The sequence below is a fragment of the Caballeronia sp. GACF4 genome (assembly GCF_023631025.1).
Lineage (GTDB): Bacteria > Pseudomonadota > Gammaproteobacteria > Burkholderiales > Burkholderiaceae > Caballeronia.
In genome coordinates this window covers 343,775-355,936 of sequence record NZ_JALQDW010000002.1, presented here as the reverse complement: position 1 = coordinate 355,936, position 12,162 = coordinate 343,775, and the positions used below count along the sequence as shown (strand labels likewise).

General features: G+C 62.0%; 11 protein-coding genes and 1 pseudogene. 7 read left to right on the top strand and 5 right to left on the bottom strand.

Going from position 1 to position 12,162, the window contains the following annotated elements:
- Positions 1 to 58: 58 nt before the first annotated feature.
- Positions 59 to 1,132, top strand: coding sequence for a 3-deoxy-7-phosphoheptulonate synthase AroG (gene aroG / locus NCR40_RS01750; RefSeq protein ID WP_250463084.1), 1,074 nt, complete (start codon positions 59 to 61; stop codon positions 1,130 to 1,132).
- Positions 1,133 to 1,182: 50 nt separating this feature from the next.
- Here aroG and NCR40_RS01745 read toward each other — a convergent pair whose 3' ends face one another.
- Positions 1,183 to 1,749 carry a cob(I)yrinic acid a,c-diamide adenosyltransferase gene (locus NCR40_RS01745; protein ID WP_250508572.1) on the bottom strand — a complete coding sequence of 189 codons (567 nt, stop codon included), beginning with the start codon at positions 1,747 to 1,749 and terminating at the stop codon, positions 1,183 to 1,185.
- Positions 1,750 to 2,087: 338 nt separating this feature from the next.
- On the opposite strand from NCR40_RS01745, the gene NCR40_RS01740 reads away from it, so the two are divergent.
- The 6 genes from NCR40_RS01740 (at position 2,088) to proC (ending at position 9,227) form a co-directional block, all read left to right on the top strand.
- Complete coding sequence (locus tag NCR40_RS01740) at positions 2,088 to 3,509, top strand: FAD-binding oxidoreductase (protein ID WP_250508571.1); 1,422 nt, start codon at positions 2,088 to 2,090, stop codon at positions 3,507 to 3,509.
- A 157-nt stretch (positions 3,510 to 3,666) separates the two neighbouring features.
- A complete protein-coding gene (locus tag NCR40_RS01735) occupies positions 3,667 to 5,220 on the top strand; it encodes an FAD-linked oxidase C-terminal domain-containing protein (protein ID WP_244827031.1) in 1,554 nt (517 codons plus the stop codon).
- A 111-nt stretch (positions 5,221 to 5,331) separates the two neighbouring features.
- Positions 5,332 to 6,420, top strand: a complete 1,089-nt coding sequence (glcE, locus tag NCR40_RS01730) for a glycolate oxidase subunit GlcE (protein ID WP_244827030.1) — start codon at positions 5,332 to 5,334, stop codon at positions 6,418 to 6,420.
- An 8-nt stretch (positions 6,421 to 6,428) separates the two neighbouring features.
- Positions 6,429 to 7,655, top strand: coding sequence for a glycolate oxidase subunit GlcF (gene glcF / locus NCR40_RS01725; RefSeq protein ID WP_250508570.1), 1,227 nt, complete (start codon positions 6,429 to 6,431; stop codon positions 7,653 to 7,655).
- A 41-nt stretch (positions 7,656 to 7,696) separates the two neighbouring features.
- Positions 7,697 to 8,392, top strand: coding sequence for a YggS family pyridoxal phosphate-dependent enzyme (locus tag NCR40_RS01720; RefSeq protein ID WP_250508569.1), 696 nt, complete (start codon positions 7,697 to 7,699; stop codon positions 8,390 to 8,392).
- 22 nt (positions 8,393 to 8,414) lie between these two features.
- Entirely contained in the window at positions 8,415 to 9,227 is an 813-nt protein-coding gene (proC, locus tag NCR40_RS01715) for a pyrroline-5-carboxylate reductase (protein WP_250508568.1), read from the top strand.
- A 149-nt stretch (positions 9,228 to 9,376) separates the two neighbouring features.
- Here proC and NCR40_RS31255 read toward each other — a convergent pair.
- From NCR40_RS31255 to NCR40_RS01690, 4 genes and pseudogenes are all read right to left on the bottom strand, one after another.
- A pseudogene (locus NCR40_RS31255) lies at positions 9,377 to 10,207 on the bottom strand (FkbM family methyltransferase).
- A gap of 114 nt (positions 10,208 to 10,321) precedes the next feature.
- Positions 10,322 to 11,179: a 4-hydroxybenzoate octaprenyltransferase gene (ubiA, locus tag NCR40_RS01700; protein ID WP_244827025.1), complete on the bottom strand. Its 858-nt coding sequence runs from the start codon at positions 11,177 to 11,179 to the stop codon at positions 10,322 to 10,324.
- A 139-nt stretch (positions 11,180 to 11,318) separates the two neighbouring features.
- Entirely contained in the window at positions 11,319 to 11,807 is a 489-nt protein-coding gene (locus NCR40_RS01695; protein WP_244827024.1) for a Dps family protein, read from the bottom strand.
- A 196-nt stretch (positions 11,808 to 12,003) separates the two neighbouring features.
- Positions 12,004 to 12,162, bottom strand: a complete 159-nt coding sequence (locus NCR40_RS01690; RefSeq protein WP_244827023.1) for a hypothetical protein — start codon at positions 12,160 to 12,162, stop codon at positions 12,004 to 12,006.

The window sequence follows — 12,162 nt, the reverse complement described above, 5'->3', positions numbered from 1 at the left end:
GTTTTTTTTTCGCCCTTCACACGTTGGTTTTGATTGAAAGAGACGCAGGAGAAAAGAAATGCCCCCGCACAATACCGACGATGTCCGCATTCGTGAGCTGAAAGAACTGACGCCTCCCGCGCATCTAATCCGCGAATTCCCTTGCGCCGAACCCGTGTCGGAACTGATCTACAACGCGCGCAAGTCGATGCATCGCATACTGCACGGAATGGATGATCGCTTGATCGTGATCGTCGGACCGTGCTCCATTCACGATCCCAAGGCGGCGATGGAATATGCGGGACGACTGATCGAGCAGCGTAAGCGCTTCGCGGGCGAATTGGAAATCGTGATGCGCGTGTACTTCGAAAAGCCGCGTACCACGGTGGGCTGGAAAGGGCTGATCAACGATCCGTATATGGATAACAGCTTCAAGATCAATGATGGATTGCGGGCTGCGCGGGAATTGCTCATGCATATCAACGAGCTTGGTTTGCCGGCCGGCACCGAGTATCTGGATATGATTAGTCCGCAGTACATCGCGGACCTGATTTCGTGGGGCGCGATTGGGGCGCGGACTACCGAATCTCAGGTTCACCGTGAGCTTGCATCGGGATTGTCTTGTCCGGTGGGCTTTAAAAATGGCACGGATGGAAACGTCAAGATTGCCGTCGATGCTATCAAGGCCGCTTCGCAGCCGCATCATTTCCTGTCGGTCACGAAGGGCGGACATTCGGCGATCGTTTCAACCGCCGGCAACGAGGATTGCCATATCATTTTACGTGGAGGTAAATCGCCGAATTTCGATGCCGCTAGTGTCGATGCGGCTTGCAGCGATATCGGCAAGGCGGGATTAGCGGCGCGCTTGATGATCGATGCCAGTCACGCGAATAGCTCGAAGAAACACGAGAATCAGATTCCGGTTTGCGAGGATATTGGCAAGCAACTCGCTTCCGGCGATGAGCGAATTATCGGCGTGATGATTGAATCGCATCTGGTTGGCGGCCGGCAAGACCTCAAGCCAGGATGCGAGCTGACTTACGGACAAAGCGTGACGGATGCTTGTATCGGCTGGGATGAGAGCGTGACTGTACTCGAAGGATTGGCAGCGTCGGTTAAACAGCGGCGCATTGCGCGAGGCGGTGGTAATTAAGATATAGACAGCGGCCGCTAACTCAGCGGCCGCTGTCTATTCGTTCACGGTTAATCAGTTGCCGCGTTGCGCTGATGCTTCCATAAGACATCGTTCTGGCCATCCGCGCGATTCAAAGCCCGCGCCAGTACAAAAAGCAAATCCGACAGCCGATTGACATACCGCCTCGGCGCTTCATTTACTCCGGCTTTATCGATTTTCCCCAGCGCCACGATCGACCGCTCCGCTCTTCGGCAAACCGTCCGCGCCACATGCGCCACTGCCGCCGCTCTCGATCCGCCCGGCAGAATGAATTCAGCCAACGGCGGCAACGTCCCGTTGTATTCCGCGAGCCAGTCATCGAGCTGCGCCAAATGCGATTCCTCTATCATCGAATGCCCGGGAATCGATAACTCGCCGCCTAAATCGAAGAGATCGTGCTGAATCGTCGTCAACGCATCGCGCACGTCCGTTGGCAGCGGTTCGCATAGCAATACGCCCAAAGTCGAATTCAATTCATCGACATCGCCAATTGCGGCAATTCGCGCATCGTCCTTGGAAACGCGACGGCCGTCGCCGAGCCCCGTGGTGCCATCATCGCCGGTACGGGTGGCGATCTTGCTCAGACGGTTGCCCATCGTTTTCTCCTTGCTCGTTGATTCATCGCTCGAAACGCGCGTTCACGCTTTGAACCGCGCCGAAACTCCGACCCATTATAGGCACGCGGTCCCACGGTTTTACCCGCCTGCCGCCCTCCATCTCATCGGCGTAAAATGAGATGGAAATCGTGAAGCAAGCACTCGACCACGCCGAGCGCAGCAGCCCAACGAGCGCGACGATTAAGCACCGGCGCGCAAAACGCAACGTGCTCGATCCGTCGCCTGATGCGTTTAGTGACACGAATAAGCAACGCGCGACGAATCCGCCGCGAAAATCGACCGAACAATCGCAGCGCCCAAGCTGCCCCGGAGACACCGTGAACCACCCCGCCGAAGCCGCACGAACCGCCTTCCGCCGCCCGTTCCCCGCCGCCCTGCTCGATGCGCTGCGCTCAAGATTCGCCGAGCGCGTCTCCACCGCCCAAGCGGTGCGCGAGCACCACGGCCGCGACGAATCCCCGTTCGACCCGCAACTGCCCGACGCCGTCGTCTTCGCGCGCAGCACAGATGACGTGCAGACCATCGTCAGACTTTGCGCCGAACACGACACGCCGATCATCCCTTACGGCAACGGCTCGTCGCTCGAAGGGCATCTGCTGGCAGTGCAAGGCGGCGTTTCCATCGACTTGTCGGAGATGAAAAACGTCATCTCGATCAACGCCGAAGACCTCACGGTCACCGTCGAACCCGGCATTTCGCGCAAGCAACTGAACGAAGCGCTGAAAGACACCGGCCTCTTCTTCCCGATCGATCCCGGCGCGGACGCGAGCATCGGCGGCATGTCGGCAACGCGCGCTTCCGGCACCAACGCCGTGCGCTACGGCACGATGCGCGAAAACGTGCTCGGCCTCACGGTGGTTACCGCCGATGGCCGAGTCATCAAAACCGGCACGCGCGCGCGCAAATCGTCGGCGGGATACGACCTGACGCGTCTTTTCGTCGGCTCGGAAGGCACACTCGGTGTCATCACCGAAATCACCGTGCGGCTTTATCCGCAGCCCGAAGCCATTTCCGCCGCCATCTGCGCTTTCCCGTCGATGGGCGATGCGGTACGCGCCGTCATCGAAACCATTCAGATGGGCGTGCCGATTGCGCGCGTCGAATTCGTCGATTCGCTCGCCGTGCGCGCAATCAATCGTCATTCGAATCTGACGCTCGCCGAATCGCCGACGCTGTTCTTCGAATTTCACGGCACGGAAGCCGGCGTCAAGGAGCAAGCGCAAACGGTGCAGGACATCGCCGCCGAGAACGCCGGCACCGGTTTCGAATGGGCGACCCGTCCCGAAGACCGCAGTCGTCTTTGGAACGCGCGCCACAACGCCTACTTTGCGATGCTGCAACTGAAACCCGGCTGCCGCGCCGTCACCACGGATGTCTGCGTGCCGATCTCGCGTCTCGCGGAATGCGTCGAGGAAACGGAAAAAGACCTGGTGGATTCGCCGCTTCCCTGCCCAATCGTCGGCCATGTCGGCGACGGCAACTTCCACGTCGCCATGCTGCTCGATCCGGCCAAGCCCGAGGAACTAGCGGAAGCCGAACGGCTGAATCACCGCATCGTCGAACGCGCGCTGATGGTCGGCGGCACCTGCACGGGCGAACACGGCGTCGGCTTGCACAAGATGGGCTTCATGATCGAGGAGCACGGCGAGGACGCGATCGCCGTGATGCGCTCGATCAAACACGCGCTCGACCCGAAAAACCTCATGAATCCGGGCAAGATCTTCGCGTTCGAGCAGTAATCGCGCGGTTTGCGCTTCATTTTGCGCACACGGCGACGGCAATGGACGCTGTCGCCGCAAGCGGGCAAGATGGACCGCGGTATCCGAATCATTCGTCGACGAAGAGCATCTGCGTCGATCAAACCGAACGAAGCGCCGCCGAGCGCCCGGAGGAGACATGAACGCACCCGACGAGCTCAAGACCGCACTCGTGACCGACACTTCGCCGAATCTGCCGCACGCGGACGCGCCGCGGTTCTCCGAGGAACAACTCGCGGCGCGTCAGCGCGATGTCGTGCAGGCGCTGATGGCCGTGCTGCCCACGCATTGCCTCCTGTTTCGCGAGGAAGACACGGCGCCATACGAATGCGACGGTCTCGCGGCGTATCGCCGTCTGCCGCTTGCGGTCGCATTGCCGGAAACCGAAGCGCAGGTGCAGCGCGTCGTGCAGATTTGCGCGCGCCTCGACGTGCCGATCGTGCCGCGCGGCGCGGGCACGGGGCTCTCGGGCGGCGCGATGCCGATCCGTCATGGCATCGTGTTGTCGCTTGCGCGCTTTCGCAAGATCATCGAAGTCGATCCGTACGCGCGCACCGCGACGGTTCAGCCGGGCGTGCGCAATCTCGCCATATCGGAGGCCGCCGCCCCTTACGGGCTCTACTACGCGCCGGATCCATCGTCGCAGATCGCGTGCACTATCGGCGGCAACGTCTCCGAAAATTCGGGCGGCGTGCATTGCCTGAAATACGGCCTTACCGTGCATAACGTGCTGCGCGTGCGCGCCGTCACCATGGACGGCGATGCCGTCGAATTCGGCTCGCTCGGACCCGACGCGCCCGGCCTCGATCTGCTCGCCGTGCTGATCGGCAGCGAAGGCATGTTTGCCATCGTCACCGAGATCACCGTCAAGCTGATCCCGAAGCCGCAGACAGCGCAAGTCATCATGGCGAGTTTCGACGACGTGGTCAAAGGCGGTAACGCGGTCGCGGCGATCATCGCGGCAGGCATCATCCCGGCCGGCCTCGAAATGATGGACAAGCCCGCGACGCGCGCCGTCGAGCAATTCGTCAACGCTGGCTACGACCTGGACGCCGCCGCCATCCTGCTGTGCGAATCCGATGGCACGCACGACGAAGTCGCCGAGGAAATCGTCCGCATGACGGCGGTGCTGCGCGAGTTCGGCGCATCGCGCATCCAGATTTCGCGCACGGAAAGCGAGCGGCTCAAGTTCTGGTCGGGCCGCAAGAACGCCTTTCCCGCCGCCGGCCGCATGTCGCCCGACTATTACTGCATGGACGGCACGGTGCCGCGCCGCTCCATCGGGCCGCTGCTCAAGCGGATCGAAGAGATGGAACAGAAGTACGCGCTTCGCTGCATCAACGTGTTCCATGCGGGCGACGGCAACATGCACCCGCTCATTCTCTTCAATGGCAACGATCTCGACGAATGGCATCGCGCGGAGGCGTTCGGCAGCGATATCCTCGAAACCTGCGTGGAACTGGGCGGCACGGTGACGGGCGAACACGGCGTGGGCATCGAGAAGATCAATTCGATGTGCGTGCAGTTCTCGCCCGAGGAACGCGACGCCTTTCACGCGGTCAAGCGCGCGTTCGATCCGCCCGGCCTGCTCAATCCCGACAAGGGCATTCCCACGCGCGCGCGCTGCGCCGAATACGGGAAGATGCACATTCGCGGCGGGCTTTTGCCGCACCCGGAGATTCCGCGCTTTTGACGAGTGCGCGATCCCGCTATCCACGTTTGTCCGACTGTGGCTGCGTTAAGCGCCCGGTACAATCGACCGGACGAGACGGAATAGAAGAAGCATCAATCAAGCGGGACACCCATGGAACAGGACGACATCGTCGCCGGCTGGTCGGAGCGGATCGCGCACGCCACCGAGACCGGCACGCCGCTGCGCATTCGCGGCGGCGGGACGAAGGACTGGTACGGACAGACGCTCCAAGGGGAGATTCTCGACACGCGCGCGCATCGCGGCATCGTCGAATACGATCCGGCGGAACTCGTGATCACCGCGAAGAGCGGCACGCCGCTCGCGGAAATCGAAGCAGCGCTCAGGGAGCACGGGCAGATGCTGCCCTTCGAGCCGCCGCACTTCGGCCGCAACGCGACCTTCGGCGGCTGCATCGCGGCGGGACTTGCCGGCCCGCGTCGCGCATGGACCGGCGCGCCGCGCGATTTCGTGCTCGGCGCGGTGGTGATGAACGGGCACGGAAAAGTGCTGCACTTCGGCGGCCAAGTGGTGAAAAACGTGGCGGGCTATGACGTCGCGCGCTTGCTCGCGGGCTCGCTCGGCACGCTCGGCCTCATGCTGCAACTGTCGATCAAGGTGCTGCCCCGCCCCGTCGCCGAAGCCACGCTCAAATTCGACATGCATGCAACGGACGGCGTGCGCAAGCTCAACGAATGGGGCGGTCATCCCTTGCCGATCACCGGCAGCGCGTGGCGCGACGGCACGCTCGCGCTACGTCTCGCGGGCGCGGAAGCTGCTGTTAAATCCGCGCGCAACACGCTCGGCGGCGAGGTGGTCGACGCCGTCGAAGCCGACCGTTTCTGGATCGGCATGCGCGAGCAGACCGATCCGTTCTTCGCGGTCATTCAGCCGCGCTCGGCGCTTTGGCGGCTCGCGTTGCCGTCCATTGCGGAGCCGCTGCATTTGCCGGGCGCGCAACTCATGGAATGGGGCGGTGCGCAGCGCTGGTGGATCACGGACACCGACCCGCAGACCGTGCGTATCAGCGCGAAACAAGCAGGCGGGCACGCGACCATCTTCCGCGCCGGTTCCGCGTATGACCGCAATGCAGGCGTGTTCACGCCGTTGCCCGCGCCGCTGATGAAAATCCATCGCGGGCTGAAGGCGGCGTTCGATCCGGCGCGCGTGTTCAATCGCGCCCGGCTGTACCCCGATTTCTAGGCGCCTCGATGCAAACCAATCTCGCCGATTTCATCCGCGGCACGGCCGATGGCGACGAAGCCGACGCCATCCTGCGCAAATGCGTCCATTGCGGCTTTTGCACGGCGACTTGCCCGACCTATCAAATTCTCGGCGACGAACTCGACGGACCGCGCGGGCGCATCTATTTGATGAAGCAGATGTTCGAAGGCGCGCCGGTCACGCGCAGCACGCAACTGCATCTGGATCGCTGCCTCACCTGCCGCAATTGCGAGAGCACGTGTCCGTCGGGCGTGCAGTACGGACGGCTCGTGGAGATCGGCCGCAAGGTGGTCGAAGAGAAAGTCGAGCGCCCCATGCGCCAGCGTTTGCAGCGGCGCTTGCTGGCGAGCTTTCTGCCGAACAGCACGCTCTTCACGCCGGCGATGAAACTCGGCCAGCAGTTTCGCGGCATCCTGCCACGCAATCTGCGCGCGAAGATTCCCGTCCCGGAGAAGCCGCTCGCCGCGCCCACGCGCAAACACGAGCGCAAGATGCTGATGCTTTCCGGCTGCGTGCAACCGGCCATGATGCCCAACGTCAACACGGCGACCGCACGCGTATTCGACGCGCTCGGCATCGAGATCGTCACCGCGCCGGATGCGGGCTGCTGCGGCGCGATCCGCCTGCATCTCGGCTACAACGACGAAGCGCTCGACGACGTGCGCAACAACATCGACGCATGGTGGCCGTTTGTGGAGAACGGCGTCGAGGCAATCGTGATGAACGCATCGGGTTGCGGCGCGACGGTGAAGGAATACGCGCACCTTTTGCGCGACGATCCGGTCTACGCGGACAAGGCAGCGCGCATCGTCGAGCTTACGCGCGACCTCGCCGAAATCCTGCCGATGTACGAGGAAGAACTCATCGCGCTGGCAAGACGCCGCAGCGTGCATACGGTCGCCTACCATCCGCCGTGTACCTTGCAGCACGGGCAGCAGATTCGCGGACGCGTCGAGCATCTGCTGACCGCGCTCGGGCTCGAAGTGCGTTTGCCCGCGGATAGCCATCTCTGCTGCGGATCGGCGGGCACGTATTCGGTGCTACAGCCAAAGCTCTCATACACGCTGCGTAATCAAAAGCTCGACCGGCTGGAAAAGACCGAGCCGCAGATGATCGTGTCGGCGAATGTCGGGTGTATCGCGCATCTGCAAAGCGGCACGTCCACGCCCGTCGCGCACTGGATTCAGTTGCTCGAGCATCTGCTTTACGGTTGAGCGCTTCGTATAATGGCTGGATTGCTTTTCAGGCGGCCAGCATGTCTATCGCTCAACATCTCGAAGAAGTCCGGCAGCGTATTGCGAAGGCCGCGGCGGACGCCTCGCGCGACGCCGCGTTCGTGCAGCTTCTCGCCGTCTCCAAGACCTTTCCCGCCGAAGACGTGCGCGCCGCGTTCATTGCCGGCCAGCGCGCGTTCGGCGAAAACTACGTGCAGGAAGGCATCGCGAAGATTGCCTCGCTCGCCGACCTACGCAGCGACATCGAGTGGCACTTCATCGGGCCGCTGCAATCGAACAAGACCAAGCTCGTCGCCGAGCAGTTCGACTGGGTGCATTCCATCGACCGGCTGAAGATTGCCGAGCGTCTGTCCGCGCAACGGCCCGAAGGCACGCCCGCGCTCAATGTCTGCGTGCAGGTCAACGTGAGCGGCGAGGCTTCGAAGAGCGGCGTGGAACCGGCAGAAGCCGCCGCGCTCGCGCATGCGGTCGCGGCGCTCCCCGCCCTGCGCTTGCGTGGCCTGATGGCCGTTCCCGAAGCCGCCGACACACTCGACGCGCAACGCGAGCCGCACGCGCGCCTTCGCGAACTCATGAACAAGCTGCGCGCAGACGGTCTCGATCTCGACACGCTTTCCATGGGCATGTCCGCCGACCTCGAAGCCGCCGTGCTCGAAGGCGCGACCATGGTGCGCATTGGCACCGCGATCTTCGGCGCGCGCGACTATTCGCATTGATTTCACTCTCGACTACTTCACCATGAAAATTGCATTCATCGGCGGTGGCAACATGGCTGCCGCGCTCATCGGCGGTCTGGTCAAGCGCGGCGTCGCGCCGGCGGATATCTATGCCGTCGATATCAACGACGAAGCGCGCGAACGCACCGCGAAGCAGTTCGGCATTGCGACGGGCGCGGCCATCGACGAGAAACTCGCGGCTTACGACGCGATCCTGCTGGCCGTGAAGCCGCAAGTGCTCAAGAGCGTGGCCGAATCGCTCGCGCCGCATCTGTCGAAGCAAACCATCATCAGCATCGCGGCGGGCATTCGCGCGATGGATCTGTCGCGCTGGCTGAACGGCTATACGCAGATCGTGCGGACCATGCCGAATACGCCCGCGCTGATCGGCATGGGCGTGACCGGACTCGCCGCGCTGCCGGGCGTGAGCGACGACGCGAAGGCGCTGGCATCGCAAGTTCTGGAAGCGGTGGGCTCCTCCGTCTGGTTCGACGACGAAGCGAAACTCGATGCCGTCACCGCTATTTCCGGCAGCGGTCCGGCCTACGTGTTCTACTTCATCGAAGCGATGCAGGAAGCCGCGCGCGCACTCGGCCTTGACGAAGCCCAGGGCCGCGAACTCGCGGTGGCGACCTTCACCGGCGCGGCACAGCTTGCCGCGCAATCGGGCGAAGCGGCGAGCGTGCTGCGCGAACGGGTGACATCGAAAGGCGGCACGACGGCGGCGGCGCTGGCATCGTTCGAGGCTGAAGGTGTGAAGGACGCCATCGTGCGTGGCGCGCTCGCGGCGCAGGCGCGCGCGAAGGAGATGGGTGACGAGTTGGGCGGCTTGTGAAAACGTGAATCGTGCGCGGTGCGCTGGCAACTCGCATGCGCACAAAAGGAACTGGCGGCACGGCAACACGTAAATCTTTCGAGGTGCGCGGGCTTCGCACCCGCGCATTGAAGGATTCGCTCGCGCTCACCGCCGCCGCGCGAGCTCGCTCAACCGATATTGAGCACGCCATCGCGCTCGTTCAAATGAGCATGCAGCGGATCACCCTTGGCGATGGCAAGCACATTCGGTTCGACCGAATAAAACGTCTCGTAGCCAACGCCTCTCAGATAGTCGCGAATATCGTTCTCGCTGCCCTTGATCCATTCGACCAAAAGCGCAGGCTTGCATCGAAGCAAGGTCTCGCGCGCGCCTCTCAACACATCCATTTCCATGCCTTCGACGTCGATCTTCAGAAGATCGACGCGTTCGAGCTACAGGGAGTCGATACTGATCATCGGCACCGTCGTGCTTGCGGCGGCATCGTAAGAGATAGCCTGGCCGATGAACTCGGTGTGCTCACGCGGCCTGATCTCCAGACTGCCGAAGCTCGCCGAAGAGAAGTAATCCGGTTGCGGAATGCCGATCTCGCCCACGGACTCACCCAATGCAGCCAGCCTGGCCCGCGCATTGAGGCAGTTGTTGAGCGCGAGATTGCCGGCCAGCGCGTAGTAGATGATCTCCTGCGCCTCGAAACTCAGCACCCGTCCCCAGCCGTTCATGTGACGCGCCCATTCCACGGAATGCACGCCGATATTCGCGCCGCCGTCTATGGCGAATACGCCGTCACCGAAATAACGACGACGCAGCGCGAGAAGAGAGAGCACGAACTGCACTTCTTGCGGATCGAAGCTGGACTTGCTGAGGATCTGATGCCCGACGCCGTAGGTGTAGTTCGATACGGCGTTCTGCACGGCGTTGAAGTCGTTGCGATTGACGATCAGCGTGCCATGGTTTGACGCGGCCAGAATGAAGGCGATGGGGCGCTCGATGTGACTCATGCGGTTTTAAGCGTGTAAGTAAATCCGCAAGAGTCTAGCCATTGGACGGCTTCGCGCAATCAGTCGATGGCCCGAAAACTGTCATAAAGATGCGTCGGCAAGATTAACGGCGCATCAAGCCAGCGCGTAATGCAGCGCAATTCCCACGAACAACATGCCGCCGAGCCAGTTGTTATGTTTGAACGCAGCGAAACATCCCATGCGGTCGCGCTCGCGAATCAGCGCGTAGTGATAGACGGCGCATGCCGCGGCGGCAAGCCAGCCAAGCCAGTACGCCCAGCCAAAGCCAAGCGCCACGCCTATGCCCACATAGATGGCGAGCGTTACGGCATAGCAAAGCATGACGGCGAACACGTCGTATCGCCCGAAAGTGAGCGCCGATGTACGGATGCCTATCTTGATGTCGTCGTCGCGATCGACCATGGCGTATTCGGTGTCGTAGGCCACCGACCAGAACACGTTGGCCGCGAGCATGATCCACGCGAGCGCGGGCACGTGATTCTGCACGGCGGCAAACGCCATGGGAATGCCGAAGCCGAACGCAATGCCGAGATACGCCTGCGGTATGGCGAAGAATCGCTTGGTGAAGGGATAGCTGCCCGCGACGAACAGCGCGAACACCGACAGTTCTTTCGTGAGTGTGTTGAGCGGCAGTATCAGCAAAAACGCAAGGAGCGATAAAGCCGCCGCGAGCGCCACCGCTTCCCATGCCTTGATCTTGCCCGACGTGATCGGACGCTCGGCCGTACGCTTCACGTAGCGGTCGAAATCGCGGTCGGCGTAGTCGTTGATGGCGCAGCCCGCCGAGCGCATGAGAATGGTGCCGATCACGAAGATGACGAGCAGCATTGGCGAAGGATGCCCGTTGGACGCGATCCACAATGCGTTGAGCGTCGGCCACAACAGCAGCAGGCTGCCGATGGGTTTATCCAGGCGCACGAGGCGCATATACAGCGGAAGGCGGGCGAGCATGGCAAGGCAGCGAAAGTTCGATGGCCTATTTTAGACCAGCGTGCTGGCGCAAGCCCGCGCATTGCGCCCACAAAAAAACCCCGCGCACGGGGTTTTCATCGAAGCGTTTGAAGCTTTCCAAGCGTTTGAAGCCGAGACGTCAGGCCAGCATGGCGCGCAACATCCACGCGGTCTTCTCATGCGTCTGCATGCGCTGCGTGAGCAAGTCGGCGGTCGGCTCGTCGTTGGCGGCGTCCGTCGCGGGGAAGATTTCGCGCGCCGTGCGCACCACCGCTTCCTGACCTTGTACCAACTGGCGAATCATCTCTTCGGCCGAGGGCACGCCATCCGCTTCCGGAATGGTCGACAGCCGCGCGAAGTCTTTGTAGCTGCCCGGTGCATGCACGCCCAGCGCGCGAATACGTTCGGCGATGGCATCCACGGCGAGTGCGAGTTCGTTGTATTGCGTCTCGAACATCAGATGGAGCGTGTTGAACATCGGCCCCGTGACGTTCCAGTGAAAATTATGCGTCTTCAGGTATAGCGTGTACGTGTCGGCCAGCAGACGGGACAGCCCGTCGGCGATCTTCTTGCGATCCTCGTCGTTGATGCCGATGTTGACGGGAGGTGCAGCGTCTTTGTTCGCCATATTGACTCCGTGAAAGTGTGATTCGAACGTTGAGTGCGCCTATTGCTCAAGCGAGGCGCGAAGCTACAGACCGTCCGCTAGTTTATCGTAGAAACAAGGTCACTTTTTTATATGGCGCGGCTTTGCATGCATGGAAGACAGGCCGCCGCGTGGTGCTGACAGAGCGGCCTGTCTTCGTGTCGATAGACGTCCTGCCTCAGGCAAAAACGCCCGCGCCCGCGCCATGCAATGCACTGGCAACGACGAGCCCGTAACCCATCGCGACGGCGCCAAACGCAAGCGTCACGCGCACTTTGCGGCTAGTGGCTTCGATATGTTTCATGGCCTGCTCGATGGTGTTGAATGCCTGATTCAT

Bases quoted from the DNA above. Each gene is read 5' to 3' on its own strand.
- NCR40_RS01690 (WP_244827023.1), bottom strand. From the start codon at position 12,162: ATGAATCAGGCATTCAACACCATCGAGCAGGCCATGAAACATATCGAA.
- ubiA (WP_244827025.1), bottom strand. From the start codon at position 11,179: ATGCTCGCCCGCCTTCCGCTGTATATGCGCCTCGTGCGCCTGGATAAA.
- glcE (WP_244827030.1), top strand. From the start codon at position 5,332: ATGGAACAGGACGACATCGTCGCCGGCTGGTCGGAGCGGATCGCGCAC.
- NCR40_RS01695 (WP_244827024.1), bottom strand. From the start codon at position 11,807: ATGGCGAACAAAGACGCTGCACCTCCCGTCAACATCGGCATCAACGAC.
- NCR40_RS01735 (WP_244827031.1), top strand. From the start codon at position 3,667: ATGAACGCACCCGACGAGCTCAAGACCGCACTCGTGACCGACACTTCG.
- NCR40_RS01745 (WP_250508572.1), bottom strand. From the start codon at position 1,749: ATGGGCAACCGTCTGAGCAAGATCGCCACCCGTACCGGCGATGATGGC.
- proC (WP_250508568.1), top strand. From the start codon at position 8,415: ATGAAAATTGCATTCATCGGCGGTGGCAACATGGCTGCCGCGCTCATC.
- glcF (WP_250508570.1), top strand. From the start codon at position 6,429: ATGCAAACCAATCTCGCCGATTTCATCCGCGGCACGGCCGATGGCGAC.
- aroG (WP_250463084.1), top strand. From the start codon at position 59: ATGCCCCCGCACAATACCGACGATGTCCGCATTCGTGAGCTGAAAGAA.
- NCR40_RS01720 (WP_250508569.1), top strand. From the start codon at position 7,697: ATGTCTATCGCTCAACATCTCGAAGAAGTCCGGCAGCGTATTGCGAAG.